This window comes from Streptomyces sp. NPDC059456, assembly GCF_042750055.1.
Taxonomy (GTDB): domain Bacteria; phylum Actinomycetota; class Actinomycetes; order Streptomycetales; family Streptomycetaceae; genus Streptomyces.
The window spans coordinates 1-18,271 of the sequence record NZ_JBHYVA010000091.1 but is presented as its reverse complement, the minus strand read 5'-3'; the positions used below and the strand labels follow the sequence as shown (position 1 = coordinate 18,271).

Sequence of the window (18,271 nt, the reverse complement as noted above, 5' to 3'; positions counted from 1 at the left end):
CCCTCACTCTCACGCTTCCGCCCCGGCCCCCCCCCCCCCCCCCCGCGTCCGCCCGGCCGCGGGCGCCCCCGCGGCCCCCCCCCCGGGGGGGCCGCCCGGGGGTGGTCCGGACCGCCCTGCCGCACCTCCCGCCGACGGCGGCGGCCTCCCCGGCCCCGCCCTCCCTGGACCCCTTCGCCGGCCGGGACACGGCCGAACAGGCCTTCTTCGGCACCCTGGAACCGGGCGCCCCGGCCCGCTTCGCGGTGTTCGCGACCCCGGACGCGCACACCCTCCTCGAACGGGGCGCCACCACCTGCGTGGCCACGGTCATCGCCGGCCGCCTCCTCCACCGCCGCCGTTAGGGGTGCCCGGCGTACCGGTACCGTGACGCGGATCACCGGGAAAGGGTGACACGGTGGTGTCGCCGAAGGCTGCGACCGTCAGCACATGACGATCACCGATCAGGACTGCCTCGCCGAAACCCTGGCCTTCAACGAGCAGTTCGAGGCCGCCGCCGCGAGCCGCCCGGCCCGCGGGCAGGACCTCGACCCGTCCCTGCTGGCCCGACTGCGCCGCAACCGGCTCGGCGGCGACACACCACCCGTACGACTGCCGCACGGCCGGGACCGCGTCGTCGCGGGCGGCGTGCGGCTGCGGACCTTCGCGGCGGACCGCGTCGACGGCGTGTACCTGCACATCCACGGCGGCGGCTGGGCGTTCGGGTCCGCCGACGGCCAGGACGAGAGGCTGTGGCAACTCGCCGTCGAGGCACGGCTGGCCGTCGTGAGCGTGGACTACCGCCTCGCGCCGGAACACCCCTTCCCCGCCGGACCCGACGACTGCGAGGCGGCCGCCCGCTGGCTGATCGACCACGCCGAAGCCGAGTTCGGCACCCGGCGGCTGCTGATCGGCGGCGAATCGGCCGGCGCCCACCTGAGCGTCCTGACCCTGCTGCGCCTGCGCGACCGGCACGGCATCACCGACGCGTTCCGGGCCGCCAACCTGCTCTTCGGCCCCTACGACCTGTCGATGACACCGAGCCAGCGGTCGTTCGGCTCCCGGCCGCTGCTGAGCAACACCGACTCCCTCCGCGGCAGCTACGAGCTGTTCACGCCCGGGACGGACCCGGAGCAGCGCCGCGACCCCGGTCTCTCGCCGCTGTTCGCCGACCTGACCGGCATGCCGCCCGCCCGGATCGTCGTCGGCACCGAGGACCCGCTGCTGGACGACTCGCTGTTCCTGGCCCGGCGCTGGCGGGCGGCGGGCGCGCCCGTACGGCTCGGCGTCGTCGCCGGTGCGATGCACGGCTTCACGCTGTTCCCGCTGACCGTCACCGAGCGGGAACAGGAGCGCCAGCAGGAGTTCCTGGCCGCCGCGTGCCGGTAGCGTCGGCCCCGTGAACCGCACGACTCGGCTCTACGCACTGGTGGAAGAACTGCGCGCGACGGCGCCGCGACCGGTCACGGTCGCCGCCCTCGCCGCCCGGTTCGAGATCAGCACGCGCACGGCGCAGCGCGACCTCCAGGCCCTGATGGAGTCCGGTGTCCCGGTGCGCACCACCCCCGGGCGCGGCGGCGGCTGGACGATCGACCCGGCGATGACCCTGCCCCCGGTCCACTTCACGGCCGACGAGGCCGCGGCGCTGACCGCCGCGCTCGCCGCGGCCGGCGCCGGCGCCCCCTACGCCGGCGCCGCCCGCAGCGCCCACCAGAAGCTCACGGCGTCGATGACGGGTCCCGCCTCCGCGGCGGCCCGGACCCTGGCGGCCCGGATCGTCGCCCTGCCGGCGCCGACCCCGTCCGCGGTCCGTGCGGCGGTGGAGCGGGCCGTCGCGGACAACCTGGTGCTGAGCCTGCGGTACGTCGACGCGGCGGGACACGGATCCGAACGCGTGGTGGAGCCGGCCGGGCTGCTCACGGCCGGCGGCCACTGGTACCTCGTCGCCTGGTGCCGCACCCGGCGGTCCGGCCGGGGCTTCCGGCTGGACCGGATCACGGCGGCGGCTCCCACCGGCGAGCAGGCGCACCCCCGCGAACTGGCCGAACTGCTGCGCGGATCGGCCGCCGCGGCCGCGGTGCGGCCCCTCGCGCCGGCTTCCCCGCCGTCCCCGCCGGCCCGGACCGCCCGCTAGGCGCTACGGCGGGCCTCGGGGGCGAGCGTGGCCTTCGGGCCGGGGACGCCCTCGCGGGCCAGGGCGGCCAGGAGGCAGGCCTGGAGGCGGCTGATGCCGCCCAGCTTGGCCCGTATGTTGTGGACGTGGAACTTGACCGTGCTGACGGACAGTTGCAGCTCACCGGCGAGTTCCGCGTTCGAGGCGCCGGTCGCCAGGCACAGGAACACCGTCGACTCCTGCTCGGTGAGCTGGACCTCCCGCCGCACCTCCTCCCCCGTGCGGGGCGGGAACCAGGCGGGGACGCTGAAGCTGACGACACGCATGGATTCCACTCCTCGCCCCCGGCCGGTGCGATGGTCGGCGCATCGGCTCTGCCTGTGTCCTAAGGGACGGGTGGTCCTGACAGGTAGGTTCCATTTCCGTCGAACGGCCAGGCATTGGCCACGCAGCCGAGCAGCCCCTTGATCTGCTGCATCATCGCCGGAGCGGGCTTTCCGGGGCCCGGGCAGGTCTCGTGGTCGTGGCCTATCTCGTGGCCCACCTCGTGGTTGACGATCAGCGCCCGGTACTCCTCAACGGCCCCCTTGAACTGCGGTGATCCCTCCAGCCAGCGCTTGAGGTTGACCACCACCGTGTGGCCGGCCCGGCAGTTCGTCTCGCCGATGAGCTCGGGGGTGACCACCTCGCACAGCCGGTCGGTGGTCCTGGGTGTGGCGATCTTCACCGTGAAGTCCACCGGCTGTCCGGCGCCGACGAGCTGGAACCCGTACGCCGGGTCCTTGATCCAGCCGCGCGGGTCCCCGAGGATCCTCTCCACCGACTGGGCGGCGGTGTTCGCGTCGACCCCGCTGCCGTCCTCGACCTCGATCCGCCACTTGCGGGCGGGTCCCTTGCCCTGCGGCTGTCCCGACCGGGAGGACGCCGAGAACACCCCGGGCCCGGACTGCGGTACCGCGGAACCGGACCCGCCGCCCGGCTTCGTTTCCGGGGCCTGCGGCGTGTCCGCCGCCTCCGGGGGCTTGCCGGCCTCGGGGGACCCGGAGGAACCCGACGGGGACGGCGCGGCGGCGGGATCCTGCGCGGGCGGCGCCGCGGCCACGCTGTCGGAGACGGTCTCGGCGTCGTCCAGCGGGACGACCGCGTAGGCGGTCGCCGCGAGGGCGACCAGCGCGGCCGAGCCCAGGAGCGTACGGTGCAGCCGCTTGCGCCGCTCGGCCCGGCGCAGGGCGCGCGGGCCGAGGCCGGCACCGCTGCCGGAGCCGCGTCTGGAGCCGCGTCTGGAGCCGCGGCCGGTGGAACGGTCTCGACCGGTGGGATGGCCTGCCGGCATGCATGGAGCCCTTTGTTCGGGAATTTCGGCAATATCGCGTTTCGGCGGCCCTTGTCGGACCGTTTCGGCCAGTCAACGCGGGCACGCACGCCCCGCGTAACTGTCCATCGGGCCAGTTGTCCCGCCGTACCGCGGCCGCTCCACCGGGTGAGCGGGACGTGCGGCCCCGTCCGTGGGCCCCGGACCGGAGGGCGGAGCGGGCCTGAGAGGATGGTTTCCGTTGACCGCCGATCCGCATCGCACACCGAGGGGCGAACGCCAGTGACAAGGGCTTCCCTGGACAAGCAGCCGCACGAAGTCGCCTCCATGTTCGACGGTGTGGCGGCGAACTACGACCTCACCAACGACGTCCTCTCCCTCGGGCAGTCCCGCCTGTGGCGCAAGGAGGTCGCCAAGGCGGTCGGCGCGCGCCCCGGGCACACGGTGCTGGACCTCGCCGCCGGAACCGCGACCTCCTCGCTGCCGTTCGCCGCGACCGGCGCGTACGTCGTCCCCTGCGACTTCTCCCTCGGCATGCTCCGCGAGGGCAAGAAGCGCCACGCCTGGCTGCCGCTGACCGCGGGCGACGCGACGAAGCTGCCGTTCAGGGACGACGTCTTCGACACCGTGACGATCTCCTTCGGCCTGCGCAACGTCCAGGACACCGACGCCGCGCTGCGCGAGCTGTACCGGGTCACCAAGCCCGGCGGGCAGGTCGTCATCTGCGAGTTCTCGCAGCCCACCTGGGCACCGCTGCGAACGGTGTACACGGAGTACCTGATGCGCGCGCTGCCGCCGGTGGCCCGCGCCGTGTCCTCCAACCCCGAGGCGTACGTGTACCTCGCCGAGTCGATCCGCGAGTGGCCCGACCAGCCGGCGCTGGCCGCGCTGCTGCAGAAGGCCGGCTGGTCCAAGGTCGCCTGGCGCAACCTGAGCGGCGGCATCGTCACGCTGCACCGCGGCTCCAAGGCGTAGGGACCGGTGGAGTACCAGGAGCTGCTGGAGAGGATCGCGGCGGACGTCGCCCCCCTGGTGGGCAGCGGCACCCCCGCCGAGTACATCCCGGCGCTGGCGTCCGTGGACGCCGGGCAGTTCGGGATGGCCGTCGCCGATCTCGAAGGCAACGTGTACGGCGTGGGGGACTGGCGGGTCCCGTTCTCCGCGCAGTCCATCACCAAGGTGTTCGCCCTGGCCCTGGCGCTGGCCGAGGGCGGCGACAGCCTGTGGGAGCGGGTGGGGCGGGAGCCGTCGGGCAACCCGTTCAACTCCCTGGTGCAGCTGGAGTACGAGAACGGCATTCCGCGCAATCCGTTCATCAACGCGGGGGCGCTCGTCGTCACCGACCGGCTGCAGACGCTGACGGGCGACGCGAGCAGCGAGCTCCTGGAGTTCCTGCGGCAGGAGAGCGGCAACCCGGACCTCGGGTTCGACGCGGAGGTCGCCGCGTCCGAACACGAGCACGGCGACCGCAACGCCGCGCTCGCGCACTTCATGGCCTCGTACGGGAACATCGACAACCCCGTGCCGGCGCTGCTCGACCACTACTTCTGGCAGTGCTCGATCGAGATGAGCTGCGCCGACCTGGCGCGTGCCGCACGGTTCCTGGCCCGGCACGGGCTGCGGGCGGACGGCTCACGGCTCCTCACCCGCAGCGAGGCGAAGCAGGTCAACGCGGTGATGCTGACCTGCGGGACGTACGACGCGGCAGGCGAGTTCGCCTACCGCGTCGGCCTGCCCGGCAAGAGCGGCGTGGGCGGCGGGATCGTGGCGGTCGTCCCGGGCCGCTGCACGCTGGCCGCGTGGAGCCCGGGCCTGGACCCCCACGGCAACTCGGTGGCCGCGGCCGCCGCCCTGGACCGCTTCACCACCCTGACGGGGCTTTCCGTCTTCTAGGGGGTGTCCTGCTTCCAGGGGGTGTCCTGCCGGTCATCCGCCCTGGAGGGTGAGTTCGTAGCGGCGGCCGTAGGAGTGGCCGTTCGGGAGGAGGAAGCGTTCCGCCAGCGTCATGCCGAGGCGTTCCGCGACCGCGATCGAGCGCTGGTTCTCGTCGTTGATCATCGCCACCACCCGCGGCACCCCCGCCGCACGGACCCGCTCCAGCGTCGCCAGCGCCGCGGCGTACGCGTACCCCCGGCCCCACGCGGAGCGGGCCAGGCGCCAGCCGATCTCGATCTCCCCGACCGGGCCCCACGCCTTCTCCTGCGGCCACGGCTGCGCGCCGGTGAAGCCGATCACCGCGCCCTGCGCGTCCAGCAGCGTCCACAGGCAGTAGCCGAGCTGTGCGTCGTGCATCCGCTGCCGGGCGGTGAACTCCTCGTACAGGGACAGCTCGGCGGGACCGCCGAGGAACTCCATCACGTCGGGGTCGTCGAAGACCCCGTGCCAGGCCCGCGCATCCTCGTGGGTGGGCACGCGCAGCTCTACGGCAGGGAGCGAGGTGGTCATCGGGCAGCCCTTCGGGTTCGTGATCTCTCTCGCTGCATAGACTGCACATGTCCTGTGCCGTTGGGCACCCTTTATCGAGCCTTCGGGAGACCCCGCAGTGACCGAGCCCCTCTCCGAACACTCCGCGGATGTGATCGTCGTCGGGGCCGGACCCGCCGGCTCGACCACCGCCTACTACCTCGCCAAGGCGGGACTGGACGTCCTGCTGCTGGAGAAGACGGCGTTCCCGCGCGAGAAGGTCTGCGGTGACGGTCTGACCCCGCGTGCGACCAAGCAGCTCGTGGCGATGGGCATCGACATCTCCGAAGAGGCCGGCTGGCTCCGCAACAAGGGCCTGCGGATCATCGGCGGCGGCCAGCGGCTCCAGCTGGACTGGCCGGAACTCGCCTCCTTCCCGGACTACGGACTCGTCCGCAAGCGCGACGACTTCGACGAGACCCTGGCCCGCCAGGCCCAGAAGGCCGGCGCCCGCCTGTACGAGCGCTGCAACGTCGGCGAGCCCGTCCGCGACCCCCGCACGGGCCACATCACGGGCGTGCAGGCCAAGCTCGGCGAGGAGAAGACCCCGGTCACCTTCCACGCCCCGCTCGTCGTCGCCGCCGACGGCAACTCCTCCCGGCTCTCCCTGGCGATGGGCCTGCACCGGCGCGAGGACCGGCCGATGGGCGTGGCCGTGCGGACGTACTTCACGTCCCCGCGCCACGACGACGACTACCTGGAGTCCTGGCTGGAACTGTGGGACCGGCGCGGCGCCCAGGACCGGCTGCTGCCCGGCTACGGCTGGATCTTCGGCATGGGCGACGGCACGTCCAACGTCGGCCTGGGCATCCTCAACTCCTCCTCCGCCTTCCGGGAGCTGGACTGGCGCGAGGTCCTCAAGGCCTGGTGCGCGTCCATGCCGGAGGACTGGGGGTACACCCCCGAGAACATGACGCAGCCGATCCGCGGCGCGGCCCTGCCGATGGCCTTCAACCGGCAGCCGCACTACACCAAGGGCCTGCTGCTGGTCGGTGACGCGGGCGGCCTCGTCAACCCGTTCAACGGCGAGGGCATCGCCTACGCGATGGAGTCGGGCCAGATCGCGGCCGACGTCATCGTGCAGGCCCACGCCCGGGCCACCCCGGCGCAGCGCGAGCTGGCCCTGCACAGCTACCCGAAGGTGCTCAAGGAGACCTACGGCGGCTACTACTCGCTGGGCCGCGCCTTCGTGAAGCTGATCGGCAACCCGAAGGTGATGAAGGTCGCCGCCCAGCGCGGCCTGACGCACCCGGTGCTGATGCGCTTCACGCTGAAGATGCTGGCCAACCTGACCGACCCGGCGGGGGGCGACGCGATGGACCGCATCATCAACGGCCTCTCCAAGGTGGCCCCGAAGGCCTGACGGCGAACGCTAAGGAGCGGGCCGGGTCGGCTTTTTGCCGGTTCGGCCCGTTTCGGGGTTTCCGGGGCCCCCGTACGACGCGGGCTCCTGCGCGCCGTGGACGGCCCGGACGCAGCGGGCCACCAGGACGGTGCCGCACAGCAGCAGGGTGCACGCAACGGCCCAGCCGAGCCCCAGGACGACGGGATGTCCGGGTTTGTGCCACGGGCGGGCGGTGTTCAACAGCCAGCCGCCGACGGCGAGCAGGAACAGCCCGGTGGCGGCCGGTGCGGCGGTGGGGTCGCCGGTGGGGCCGGCGGTCGTCCCGCCGGAGCCGTGTTCCTCGTACGCGTCGGCCATCACGGTCCTCCACCTCCCGGACTGCATCGGACACCGTGTCCCGCCATCTTCTCAGGGACCCGGCGGACGCGGTACGCCGAGCCCGTTCCAGCGCGAAGGGCCGGCACTCCGCCCCCTGGGGGAGGGGGAGTGCCGGCCCTCGGGCCGTGCTGAGAGGGGCTCAGAGGCCCCTGGGAGCCTCAGAGGATGCGGACGGCGCCCGTCGGCGGGTCGTAGCTCAGCGGGCGCTCGACGATGCCCGTGCTGGAGTTCTGGGCGCCCACGAACTTGCCGCCGCCGACGTAGATGGCGACGTGGTAGGCGCTGCCGCGGGAGCCCCAGTACAGGACGTCGCCCGGCTGCAGGGCGCTCAGGGAGACGGAGGTGCCCCGCGCGGACTGGTCCTGGGACACGCGCGGCAGGGAGATCCCGGCCTGGCGGTAGGCCGCCTGGACGAGGCCGGAGCAGTCGTAGGAGGACGGCCCGGTGCCACCGCTGATGTACGCCTTGCCGACCTGCGCACGGGCGAAGTTGACGATGGCGGCGGCGGAGCCGGTCGCCGGGGCGGTGACGGTGCCCGAGCCCAGCTCGTCGGACGCGGCGGCGGAGGCGCTCTTCAGCGAGGTGCGGTCGGAGCCGCGGGTGGCGCGCTCGGCGGCGGCCTTGCGGTCCGCCTCGTCCTTCGCCTTCTTCTCGGCGTCGGCCTTCTCGGCGTCTTCCTTGGCCTTCTTCGCCTCGGCGGCAGCGCCCGTACGGGCCTGCTCCTCCTGAGTGCGCAGTTCGCCGGTGACGGCGGCGGCGGCCGTGTTCTCGGCGGCGGTGGTGACGGCGGAGGAGACCTCGGCGGCCAGGTCCAGGTTCAGGACCGGCATTTCGAGCGTCGTCTCGGCCACGGGCTCGGACGGGGACGCGCTCGCCGTGCCGGCCATCGCCAGGGTGCTGAGGACGCCACCGGCAACTCCGGCGCGGACCGCGAGCTTCGAGGCGGAGCGGCGGGGCTTCCGGTGGCTGGGTATGTGAGCGGTGTGGGACATGAGGACAACCGCTATCAGGGGCCCCGGGTTCCCTTCAAGAAACGTGGTCTGCGCCACAGTTGCGCGGAAAGTGAGCTAACCGGGCGCGCCGCGCGTCTTATTGACGCCGTAACGGGCGAATCGGACACACCCTCACAAGGCTGTGATCAAGGGGTTTCAGTAATTAGTCCGAAATGATCCACGGACTACCATCCCGGCGCACAGATGGCCAAGCCCTCTTTCGGAGGCGCGAATTCGATGTGGCGCAGGTCACAGGAACGTCTCACTGTGAGGGCCCCGTGGTCCGTCCGTGACCTCGCCGTGAACTTGGCGTGCGGTCGGAGGCCGGCGCTCGTGAACGCGTGCACGCATCCCCTTCCCCGTCCGCTCCCGTTCATCCCCGTCCACTCCCGTCCGCGGGGCCTCCCCCGACCGGGCGACGGCGATTCCCTTTACCGTGCAAGGCTTGATCCCGCAAATTTGCCTGCACCGGACATCGTTTGATAGTGCCATCCTCCTTCTACCTGCGGTAACAGGCCTGGATGTCACCTTTGGTGATCATGTGGATGCTTCGCGTATGAAGATCACGGCTCATCGGACTTCATGATCGTTCGTCAGGTGGTGGAGATCACAAACTCGTTGTTGTTACCCGTGTCGCAGATCACAGACCACCGGGCATAAGATGCGCAGCAGTCCGGCTTGTGAACTGCCTCACATGCGATCTCTCGAAGTTGGGCGATCTTCGCGGGGCGGCTCGCTCGGTGCCGGCACGGCGGTCCAACGGTCAAGGACGACTGGAAGGAGCTGAGGAGCGTGAATGCGTACGCGCCCATCCTCGTGCTCGGAGCCCTCGGCGCAGGGTTTGCGATCTTCTCCGTGGTCATGGCCACGCTGATCGGCCCAAAAAGGTACAACCGGGCGAAGCTCGAGGCGTACGAGTGCGGCATCGAGCCGACGCCCACGCCGGCCGGCGGCGGTCGCTTCCCCATCAAGTACTACCTGACGGCGATGCTCTTCATCGTCTTCGACATCGAAGTTGTCTTCCTCTACCCCTGGGCCGTCACCTTCGACTCCCTGGGGATCTTCGGGCTCGTCGAGATGCTGCTCTTCGTGCTCACCGTCTTCGTCGCCTACGCCTACGTGTGGCGCCGCGGCGGCCTGGAATGGGACTGAGGGGCTGAATTTCCCATGGGACTGGAAGAGAAGCTGCCGAGCGGCTTTCTGCTGACCACCGTCGAACAGGCCGCGGGCTGGGTGCGCAAGTCATCCGTGTTCCCCGCGACCTTCGGCCTGGCCTGCTGCGCCATCGAGATGATGACCACCGGAGCGGGCCGGTACGACCTGGCCCGCTTCGGCATGGAGGTCTTCCGCGGCTCGCCGCGCCAGGCCGATCTGATGATCGTGGCCGGGCGGGTCAGCCAGAAGATGGCGCCGGTGCTGCGGCAGGTGTACGACCAGATGCCCGCTCCCAAATGGGTCATCTCCATGGGGGTTTGTGCATCTTCGGGCGGAATGTTCAACAACTACGCGATCGTCCAGGGCGTCGACCACATCGTTCCGGTGGACATCTACCTGCCCGGCTGCCCGCCCCGCCCCGAGATGCTGATGGACGCGATCCTCAAGCTCCACCAGAAGATCCAGGGCTCCAAGCTCGGCGTGAACCGGGAAGAGGCGGCGCGCGAGGCGGAGGCGGCGGCCCTCAAGGCCCTCCCCACCATCGAGATGAAGGGGCTCCTCCGGTGAGCCAGACCTCCCCAGACAACGGGAACAACGTTCCTGCCCCCAGGGACTCCGCCGGCGGCCCCGAGGTGATCGGCGTCCGCAAGGGCATGTTCGGAGCGCTGGGCGGCGGTGACACCAGCGGCTACGGCGGCCTCGTCCGCACGGTCGCGATGCCCGGCGCGAGCCACCGCCCGTACGGCTCCTACTTCGACGAGGTCGTCGACGAACTCGAAGGGGCGCTGGAGGAGCAGGACCTGCTCCCCGAGAACGCGATCGAGAAGGTCGTCGTCGACCGGGGCGAGCTGACGCTCCACGTCGCGCGCGAGCACCTGCTGCGCGTGGCCTCCACCCTGCGCGACGACCCCGCCCTGCGCTTCGAGCTCTGCACCGGCGTCTGCGGGGTGCACTTCCCCGACGACAAGAGCCGCGAGCTGCACGCCGTCTACCACCTGCGCTCGATCACCCACGGCCGCGTGCTGCGCCTGGAGGTGTCGGTCCCCGACGCCGACCCGCACGTCCCGTCGCTCGTCTCCGTCTACCCGACGAACGACTGGCACGAGCGCGAGGCGTACGACTTCTTCGGCCTGGTCTTCGACGGGCACCCGGCCCTCACCCGGATCATGATGCCGGACGACTGGCAGGGCTTCCCGCAGCGCAAGGACTACCCGCTCGGCGGCATTCCCGTCGAGTACAAGGGTGCCCAGATCCCGGCTCCCGACCAGCGGAGGTCGTACAGCTGATGAACGCCCGGAACGCATCGAACAGCGCCGGCTCGGACCCCGCGGCCTCCCGGGAGACCACCGAGGGCACCGTCTACACCGTCACCGGCGGCGACTGGGACGAGATCGTCCAGTCCGCGGCCAAGGCCGACGACGAGCGGATCGTCGTCAACATGGGCCCGCAGCACCCGTCCACCCACGGCGTGCTCCGCCTGATCCTGGAGATCGACGGCGAGACGGTCACCGAAGCCCGCTGCGGCATCGGCTACCTGCACACCGGCATCGAGAAGAACCTCGAATTCCGGAACTGGACGCAGGGCACCACCTTCGTGACGCGCATGGACTACCTGACGCCCTTCTTCAACGAGACGGCGTACTGCCTCGGCGTCGAGAAGCTGCTCGGCATCACCGACCAGATCCCGGACCGCGCCACCGTCATCCGCGTCCTTCTGATGGAGCTCAACCGGCTCTCCTCCCACCTGGTGTGCATCGCCACCGGCGGCATGGAGCTGGGCGCGACCACGATCATGATCTACGGCTTCCGGGACCGCGAGCTGATCCTCGACATCTTCGAGCTGATCACCGGCCTGCGCATGAACCACGCGTTCGTCCGCCCCGGCGGGCTCGCCCAGGACCTGCCCCCGGGCGCCGTGGACATGCTGCGCGACTTCCTCAAGACCATGAAGAAGAACCTGCCGGAGTACGACAAGCTCGCCACCGGCAACCCGATCTTCAAGGCCCGCATGCAGGACGTCGGCTACCTCGACCTCACCGGCTGCATGGCGCTCGGCGCCACCGGCCCCATCCTGCGCTCCGCCGGCCTGCCGCACGACCTGCGCAAGGCGGACCCGTACTGCGGCTACGAGACCTACGAGTTCGACGTGCCGACCACCGAGAGCTGCGACTCGTACGGGCGGTTCCTGATCCGCCTGGAGGAGATGCGCCAGTCCCTGCGGATCGTCGAGCAGTGCCTGGAGCGGCTGGAGCCGGGCCCGGTCATGGTCGCCGACAAGAAGATCGCCTGGCCGGCGCAGCTCGCCATGGGCCCCGACGGCCTCGGCAACTCGCTCGACCACATCAAGAACATCATGGGCACCTCCATGGAGGCCCTCATCCACCACTTCAAGCTGGTGACCGAGGGCTTCCGGGTACCGGCCGGGCAGGCGTACGCGGCCGTCGAGTCACCCAAGGGCGAGCTCGGCGTCCACGTCGTCTCCGACGGCGGCACCCGCCCCTACCGGGTCCACTTCCGCGACCCGTCCTTCACCAACCTGCAGGCCATGGCCGCGATGTGCGAGGGCGGCCAGGTCGCCGACGTCATCGTCGCCGTCGCCTCCATCGACCCCGTGATGGGAGGCGTCGACCGATGACAGCCAATCCGACCGGTCAAGGGGTGGGTCTGGGCATGCCCCAGCTGCCGGCCCCCGATTTCCCGGCCGACGTGCGCGCCCGGCTCGAAGCGGACGCGAAGGAGGTCATCGCCCGCTACCCCGACAGCCGGTCCGCGCTGCTGCCGCTGCTGCACCTGACGCAGGCCGAGGAGGGCTTCGTCTCGCGCACCGGCATCCGGTTCTGCGCCGAGGTGCTGGGCCTGACCACCGCCGAGGTCACCGCCGTGGCCACCTTCTACACGATGTACCGGCGCAAGGCCTCGGGCGACTACCAGGTCGGCGTCTGCACGAACACCCTGTGCGCCGTCATGGGCGGCGACGCGATCTTCGACGAGCTCAAGGAGCACCTCGGGGTCGGCAACAACGAGACCACCCCCGACGGCAAGGTCACGCTGGAGCACATCGAGTGCAACGCGGCCTGCGACTACGCCCCCGTGGTGATGGTCAACTGGGAGTTCTTCGACAACCAGACCCCCGAGTCCGCCAAGGCCATGGTCGACGACCTGATCGCCGGCCGGCCCGTCGCGCCGACCCGGGGCGCGCCCCTGTGCACGTACAAGGAGACCGCCCGGATCCTCGCGGGCTTCCCGGACGAGCGCGAGGGCGCGGTCGAGGCGAGCGGCGGCGCCGGCCCCGCCTCCCTGATCGGGCTGCGCATCGCGCGCGGCGAGACCCCGCAGCTCGGCAAGGTCGTGCACCCGCGTGGCGAGGCTGCGGCTTCCACCGAGGAGGGGGAGTGATGACGGTGACCGCCGAAATGCATGAGAACGGCGCCCCGGAGAAGCTGCTGGCGCCCGTGCTGTCGGCCTTCTGGGACGAGCCGCGGTCGTGGACGCTGGAGACCTACCGCCGGCACGAGGGGTACGAAGGCCTGCGCAAGGCGCTCGCGATGACCCCGGACGACCTCATCGCCTACGTGAAGGACTCCGGTCTGCGCGGCCGCGGCGGCGCGGGCTTCCCCACCGGAATGAAGTGGCAGTTCATCCCGCAGGGCGACGGAAAGCCGCACTACCTCGTCGTGAACGCGGACGAGTCGGAGCCGGGAACCTGCAAGGACATCCCCCTCCTCTTCGCCAATCCGCACTCCCTCATCGAGGGAATGATCATCGCCTGCTACGCGATCCGGTCGGAGCACGCCTTCATCTACCTGCGCGGCGAGGTCGTGCCGGTGCTGCGGCGCCTGCACGAGGCGGTGCGCGAGGCGTACGAGGCCGGCTACCTCGGGGAGAACGTCCTCGGGAGCGGACTGAAGCTCGACATCACGGTGCACGCGGGCGCGGGCGCGTACATCTGCGGCGAGGAGACGGCACTCCTCGACTCCCTCGAAGGCCGGCGCGGTCAGCCCCGGCTGCGTCCCCCCTTCCCCGCCGTCGAGGGGCTCTACGCGTGCCCCACTGTCGTCAACAACGTCGAATCCATCGCCTCGGTTCCCGCGATCCTGAACAAGGGCAAGGACTGGTTCAAGGCGATGGGGACCGAGAAGTCCCCCGGCTTCACCCTGTACTCGCTCTCCGGGCACGTCGCGGGCCCCGGCCAGTACGAGGCCCCCCTCGGGATCACCCTGCGCCAGCTGCTCGACATGAGCGGCGGGATGCGCCCCGGACACCGGCTGAAGTTCTGGACCCCGGGCGGCTCCTCCACCCCGATGTTCACGGACGAGCACCTGGACGTCCCGCTGGACTACGAGGGCGTCGGCGCGGCCGGCTCCATGCTCGGCACCAAGGCGCTCCAGTGCTTCGACGAGACGACCTGCGTGGTGCGGGCCGTCACCCGCTGGACCGAGTTCTACGCCCACGAGTCCTGCGGCAAGTGCACGCCGTGCCGCGAAGGCACGTACTGGCTCGTCCAGTTGCTGCGCGACATCGAGGCCGGCAAGGGCGTCATGTCCGACCTCGACAAGCTGAACGACATCGCCGACAACATCAACGGCAAGTCGTTCTGCGCGCTCGGCGACGGCGCCGCCAGCCCCATCTTCTCGTCGCTCAAGTACTTCCGCGAGGAGTACGAGCAGCACATCACGGGCAAGGGCTGCCCCTTCGACCCCAGGAAGTCGACCCTCTGGGCTGACACGGAGGTGAACGCATGACCGTCACCACGAATGCTCCGACCGGTGGCGGAGAGGCCGCCGTCCCGCCCGAGGACCTGATCTCCCTGACCATCGACGGCATCGAACTGTCGGTGCCCAAGGGCACCCTGGTCATCCGGGCCGCCGAGCAGATCGGCATCGAGATCCCCCGGTTCTGCGACCACCCCCTCCTCGACCCGGTCGGCGCCTGCCGCCAGTGCATCGTCGAGGTCGAGGGCCAGCGCAAGCCGATGGCCTCCTGCACCATCACCTGCACCGACGGCATGGTCGTCAAGACGCAGCTGACCTCCCCGGTCGCCGAGAAGTCCCAGCGCGGCGTGATGGAGCTGCTGCTCATCAACCACCCGCTGGACTGCCCGGTCTGCGACAAGGGCGGCGAGTGCCCGCTGCAGAACCAGGCGATGTCCCACGGGCAGAGCGACTCTCGTTTCGAGGGCAAGAAGCGCACGTACGAGAAGCCGGTCCCGATCTCCACGCAGGTGCTGCTGGACCGCGAGCGGTGCGTGCTGTGCGCGCGCTGCACCCGCTTCTCCACCCAGGTCGCCGGCGACCCGATGATCGAACTCCTGGAACGCGGCGCGCTCCAGCAGGTCGGCATCGGCGAGGGCGACCCCTTCGAGTCGTACTTCTCCGGCAACACCATCCAGATCTGCCCCGTCGGCGCCCTCACCTCGGCGGCGTACCGGTTCCGCTCCCGCCCGTTCGACCTCGTCTCCTCCCCGAGCGTGTGCGAGCACTGCGCGGGCGGCTGCGCGACCCGGACCGACCACCGCCGCGGCAAGGTGCTGCGCCGGATGGCCGCCGAGGACCCCGAGGTCAACGAGGAGTGGATCTGCGACAAGGGCCGCTTCGGGTTCCGCTACGCGCAGCGCCCCGACCGGCTCACCACCCCGCTGGTGCGCGGCACCGACGGGCTCCTCGCCCCGGCGAGCTGGCCCGAGGCCCTGGAGGCGGCGGCCGCCGGGCTCGCCGCCGCGCGCGGCCGGGCCGGCGTCCTGACCGGCGGGCGGCTCACCGTCGAGGACGCCTACGCGTACGCCAAGTTCGCCCGGGTGGTCCTCGACACCAACGACATCGACTTCCGGGCCCGGATCCACAGCGCGGAGGAGGCCGAGTTCCTGGCCGCCACCGTGGCCGGCACCGGCAAGGACCTCGACGGGAAGGGGGTGACGTACTCCGCGCTGGAGGCGGCCCCCGCCGTCCTGCTCGCCGGCATCGAGTCCGAGGAGGAGGCCCCCGGCGTCTTCCTGCGGCTGCGCAAGGCCCACCGCAAGCACAAGCAGCGGACCTTCGCCCTCGCCCCGTTCGCCACCCGCGGCCTGGAGAAGGCCGGCGGCACCCTGCTGGCCGCCGCCCCCGGCACCGAGCCCGAATGGCTCGACGCCCTGGCCTCCCGGACCGGACTGGAGGCCGGCGGGGCCGAAGCCGCCGACGCACTGCGCCAGGCCGGCGCGGTCATCGTCGTCGGGGAGCGCCTGGCCGGCGTGCCCGGCGCGCTGACCGCCGCCGTACGGGCCGCCGCCGCCACCGGCGCCCGGCTGGTGTGGATCCCGCGCCGGGCCGGGGAGCGGGCCGCCGTCGAGGCGGGCGCCCTGCCGTCCCTGCTGCCGGGGGCCCGGCCGGCCACCGACCCGCGGGCCCGCGACGAGGTCGCCACCGCGTGGGGGCTGGACGAACTCCCGCACCGCTACGGCCGCGACACCGGCCAGATCGTCGAGGCCGCCGCAGGCCGCGAGCTGTCCGCCCTGCTGATCGCGGGCGTGGAGATCGCCGACCTGCCGGATCCCGCACGGGCGCTGGTCGCCCTCCAGGAGGCCTTCGTCGTCTCCCTGGAACTGCGGCCAGGCCAGGTCACCGACCACGCGGACGTGGTCTTCCCGGTCGCCGCCGTCGCCGAGAAGGCGGGCGCGTTCATCAACTGGGAGGGCAGGGTCCGGCCGTTCGAGGCCGCGCTCAAGCCCGAGCAGATGACCCGCCGGCTCGCCCCCGCCGACGCCCGCGTGCTGCACATGCTGGCCGACGCCGCCGACCGGCCGATCGCGCTGCCCGACGTACACGCCGTACGCCGCGAGCTCGACGCGCTCGGCCCGTGGGCCGGAGAGCGCGCCGCCGAGCAGTCCGCGGACACCGCGCCGCTGCCCCGCCCCGGCGCGGGCGAGGCCGTCCTCGCGGGCCACCGGCTCCTCCTCGACCAGGGCCTGCTCCAGGAGGGCGACGACGCCCTCGCCGGCACCCGGCACGAGGCGAGCGCCCGGCTCTCGGCCGCCACCGCCGCCGAGACCGGCGTCAAGGACGGCGACGTCCTCGCGGTGACCGGCCCGGCCGGCTCCGTGGAACTCCCGCTGCGGATCACCGAGATGCCCGACCGCGTGGTCTGGCTCCCGCTGAACTCCACCGGGCACGGCGTCCTCGCCGACACCGGATCCCGCCCGGGCACCCTCGTGCGGATCGGCCCGGCCGGGGCCGGCCCGGCGGCCGGCGAGGACGCGCAGGTGCGGCCGTGAACGCGACCGCACCGCGGCACCCGGCGCCGCTGACCCATGTCCTTCGGCCGGGCGAAGCCCCGGCCCCCGTACGGGAGGTGCGAGCATGCTGAACCACATCGCCCAGCTCGCTCGGATCACGGCCGAGCCCCGGCCGCACGTCCTCGCGGCCGAGGACCTCAGCCTGTTCGGCCGCGACGTGTGGTGGCTGGTCCTGCTGAAGGCGGTCTTCTGCTTCGCCTTCCTGATGGTGACCGTGCTCTTCTCCATCGTGTGGGAGCGCAAGGTCGTCGCGTGGATGCAGCTGCGCATCGGCCCCAACCGGCACGGCCCCTGGGGCATGCTCCAGTCGCTCGCCGACGGCGTGAAGCTGATGCTCAAGGAAGACATCATCGTCAAGCGGGCCGACAAGGTGGTGTACGTCCTGGCCCCGATCATCGCGGCGATCCCGGCCTTCATGGCCATCGCGGTGATCCCCTTCGGCCCCGCGGACGACGAGATCTCGATCTTCGGGCAGCGCACCACGATGCAGCTCACCGACCTGCCGATCGCGATGCTCTACATCCTCGCGGTCGCCTCCGTCGGCATCTACGGCATCGTCCTCGCCGGCTGGTCCTCGGGCTCGACGTACCCGCTTCTCGGCGGCCTGCGCTCCTGCGCGCAGATGATCTCGTACGAGATCGCGATGGGTGCGGCCTTCGCCTCCGTCTTCCTCTACTCCGGGTCGATGTCGACCTCGGCGATCGTCGAGGCGCAGGCCGACCGCTGGTACATCGTGCTGCTGCCGGTCTCGTTCATCATCTACGTCATCACCATGGTCGGCGAGACGAACCGGGCCCCGTTCGACATGCCGGAGTCCGAGGGCGACCTCGTCGGCGGCTTCAACACCGAGTACTCCTCCATCAAGTTCGCGCTGTTCATGCTGGCCGAGTACGTCAACATGGTCACCGTCTCGGCGGTCTCGGTCACCCTCTTCCTGGGCGGCTGGCGGGCCCCGTACCCGATCAGCCACTTCTGGGAGGGCGCGAACCACGGCTGGTGGCCGATGCTCTGGTTCGTCATCAAGGTCCAGCTGCTGCTGTTCTTCTTCATCTGGCTGCGCGGCACGCTGCCCCGCGTGCGCTACGACCAGCTGATGAAGCTCGGCTGGAAGGTCCTGATCCCGGTCTCCGTGCTCTGGCTGATGCTGGTCGCGACCGTCCGGGCGCTGCGCAACGAGCGCTACGACTTCTCGGAGATCGTCCTGTACGTCGGCGGCGCGGTCGTCGCGATCCTGCTGCTGTCCTTCGTCGCGGACCTGTTCCGCGAC

19 protein-coding genes are annotated in these 18,271 nt (G+C 71.4%); 14 read left to right on the top strand and 5 right to left on the bottom strand.

Features of this window, described 5'->3' with window-relative positions:
* Positions 1-101: 101 nt before the first annotated feature.
* From ACFXA3_RS11385 to ACFXA3_RS11375, 3 genes are all read left to right on the top strand, one after another.
* Positions 102-344 (top strand): hypothetical protein, encoded by a 243-nt coding sequence (locus tag ACFXA3_RS11385; protein WP_385185157.1) that lies wholly within the window; start codon positions 102-104, stop codon positions 342-344.
* Positions 345-429: 85 nt separating this feature from the next.
* A complete protein-coding gene (locus ACFXA3_RS11380) occupies positions 430-1,368 on the top strand; it encodes an alpha/beta hydrolase (protein ID WP_385185154.1) in 939 nt (312 codons plus the stop codon).
* Between the two features lie 10 nt (positions 1,369-1,378).
* Entirely contained in the window at positions 1,379-2,113 is a 735-nt protein-coding gene (locus ACFXA3_RS11375; RefSeq protein ID WP_385185152.1) for a helix-turn-helix transcriptional regulator, read from the top strand.
* Here ACFXA3_RS11375 and ACFXA3_RS11370 read toward each other — a convergent pair.
* Together ACFXA3_RS11370 and ACFXA3_RS11365 are read right to left on the bottom strand one after the other, a co-directional pair.
* A complete protein-coding gene (locus ACFXA3_RS11370; RefSeq protein ID WP_385185149.1) occupies positions 2,110-2,418 on the bottom strand; it encodes a response regulator transcription factor in 309 nt (102 codons plus the stop codon). The genes ACFXA3_RS11375 and ACFXA3_RS11370 overlap by 4 nt on opposite strands.
* A 59-nt stretch (positions 2,419-2,477) precedes the next feature.
* A complete protein-coding gene (locus tag ACFXA3_RS11365) occupies positions 2,478-3,425 on the bottom strand; it encodes a DUF3152 domain-containing protein (RefSeq protein WP_385185146.1) in 948 nt (315 codons plus the stop codon).
* Between the two features lie 261 nt (positions 3,426-3,686).
* On the opposite strand from ACFXA3_RS11365, the gene ACFXA3_RS11360 reads away from it, so the two are divergent.
* Positions 3,687-4,379 carry a demethylmenaquinone methyltransferase gene (locus tag ACFXA3_RS11360; protein ID WP_385185143.1) on the top strand — a complete coding sequence of 231 codons (693 nt, stop codon included), beginning with the start codon at positions 3,687-3,689 and terminating at the stop codon, positions 4,377-4,379.
* A gap of 6 nt (positions 4,380-4,385) precedes the next feature.
* On the top strand, positions 4,386-5,297 hold the full coding sequence (locus tag ACFXA3_RS11355) for a glutaminase (RefSeq protein ID WP_385185140.1): 912 nt from the start codon (positions 4,386-4,388) through the stop codon (positions 5,295-5,297).
* A 33-nt stretch (positions 5,298-5,330) separates the two neighbouring features.
* On the opposite strand, the gene ACFXA3_RS11350 is transcribed toward ACFXA3_RS11355, so the two are convergent.
* The gene (locus ACFXA3_RS11350; RefSeq protein ID WP_385185137.1) at positions 5,331-5,849 is read right to left on the bottom strand and encodes a GNAT family N-acetyltransferase; all 519 of its coding nucleotides are present in this window, start codon (positions 5,847-5,849) and stop codon (positions 5,331-5,333) included.
* Between the two features lie 97 nt (positions 5,850-5,946).
* Here ACFXA3_RS11350 and ACFXA3_RS11345 point away from each other — a divergent pair, with 97 nt between their 5' ends.
* A complete protein-coding gene (locus tag ACFXA3_RS11345; protein ID WP_385185134.1) occupies positions 5,947-7,230 on the top strand; it encodes a geranylgeranyl reductase family protein in 1,284 nt (427 codons plus the stop codon).
* A 9-nt stretch (positions 7,231-7,239) separates the two neighbouring features.
* On the opposite strand, the gene ACFXA3_RS11340 is transcribed toward ACFXA3_RS11345, so the two are convergent.
* Together ACFXA3_RS11340 and ACFXA3_RS11335 are read right to left on the bottom strand one after the other, a co-directional pair.
* On the bottom strand, positions 7,240-7,569 hold the full coding sequence (locus tag ACFXA3_RS11340; protein ID WP_385185131.1) for a hypothetical protein: 330 nt from the start codon (positions 7,567-7,569) through the stop codon (positions 7,240-7,242).
* A 179-nt stretch (positions 7,570-7,748) separates the two neighbouring features.
* Positions 7,749-8,582 (bottom strand): C40 family peptidase, encoded by an 834-nt coding sequence (locus tag ACFXA3_RS11335; protein ID WP_385185128.1) that lies wholly within the window; start codon positions 8,580-8,582, stop codon positions 7,749-7,751.
* Between the two features lie 792 nt (positions 8,583-9,374).
* On the opposite strand from ACFXA3_RS11335, the gene ACFXA3_RS11330 reads away from it, so the two are divergent.
* The 8 genes from ACFXA3_RS11330 to nuoH all read left to right on the top strand — a co-directional run.
* A complete protein-coding gene (locus ACFXA3_RS11330; protein ID WP_030028256.1) occupies positions 9,375-9,734 on the top strand; it encodes an NADH-quinone oxidoreductase subunit A in 360 nt (119 codons plus the stop codon).
* A 15-nt stretch (positions 9,735-9,749) separates the two neighbouring features.
* Positions 9,750-10,304, top strand: coding sequence for an NADH-quinone oxidoreductase subunit B family protein (locus ACFXA3_RS11325; protein WP_356850818.1), 555 nt, complete (start codon positions 9,750-9,752; stop codon positions 10,302-10,304).
* Positions 10,301-11,023 (top strand): NADH-quinone oxidoreductase subunit C, encoded by a 723-nt coding sequence (locus tag ACFXA3_RS11320; protein WP_385185124.1) that lies wholly within the window; start codon positions 10,301-10,303, stop codon positions 11,021-11,023. Before ACFXA3_RS11325 ends, ACFXA3_RS11320 begins: the two co-directional genes overlap by 4 nt.
* A complete protein-coding gene (locus ACFXA3_RS11315; protein WP_385185121.1) occupies positions 11,023-12,372 on the top strand; it encodes an NADH-quinone oxidoreductase subunit D in 1,350 nt (449 codons plus the stop codon). The genes ACFXA3_RS11320 and ACFXA3_RS11315 overlap by 1 nt, the downstream gene beginning before the upstream one ends.
* Entirely contained in the window at positions 12,369-13,133 is a 765-nt protein-coding gene (nuoE, locus tag ACFXA3_RS11310) for an NADH-quinone oxidoreductase subunit NuoE (RefSeq protein WP_385185118.1), read from the top strand. The genes ACFXA3_RS11315 and nuoE overlap by 4 nt, the downstream gene beginning before the upstream one ends.
* Positions 13,133-14,479, top strand: a complete 1,347-nt coding sequence (nuoF, locus tag ACFXA3_RS11305) for an NADH-quinone oxidoreductase subunit NuoF (protein WP_385185115.1) — start codon at positions 13,133-13,135, stop codon at positions 14,477-14,479. The genes nuoE and nuoF overlap by 1 nt, the downstream gene beginning before the upstream one ends.
* Positions 14,476-16,983 (top strand): NADH-quinone oxidoreductase subunit G, encoded by a 2,508-nt coding sequence (locus ACFXA3_RS11300; RefSeq protein ID WP_385185112.1) that lies wholly within the window; start codon positions 14,476-14,478, stop codon positions 16,981-16,983. The genes nuoF and ACFXA3_RS11300 overlap by 4 nt, the downstream gene beginning before the upstream one ends.
* Before the next feature lie 85 nt (positions 16,984-17,068).
* A partial coding sequence (gene nuoH / locus ACFXA3_RS11295; RefSeq protein WP_385185110.1) for an NADH-quinone oxidoreductase subunit NuoH occupies positions 17,069-18,271 on the top strand: 1,203 nt, incomplete at its 3' end.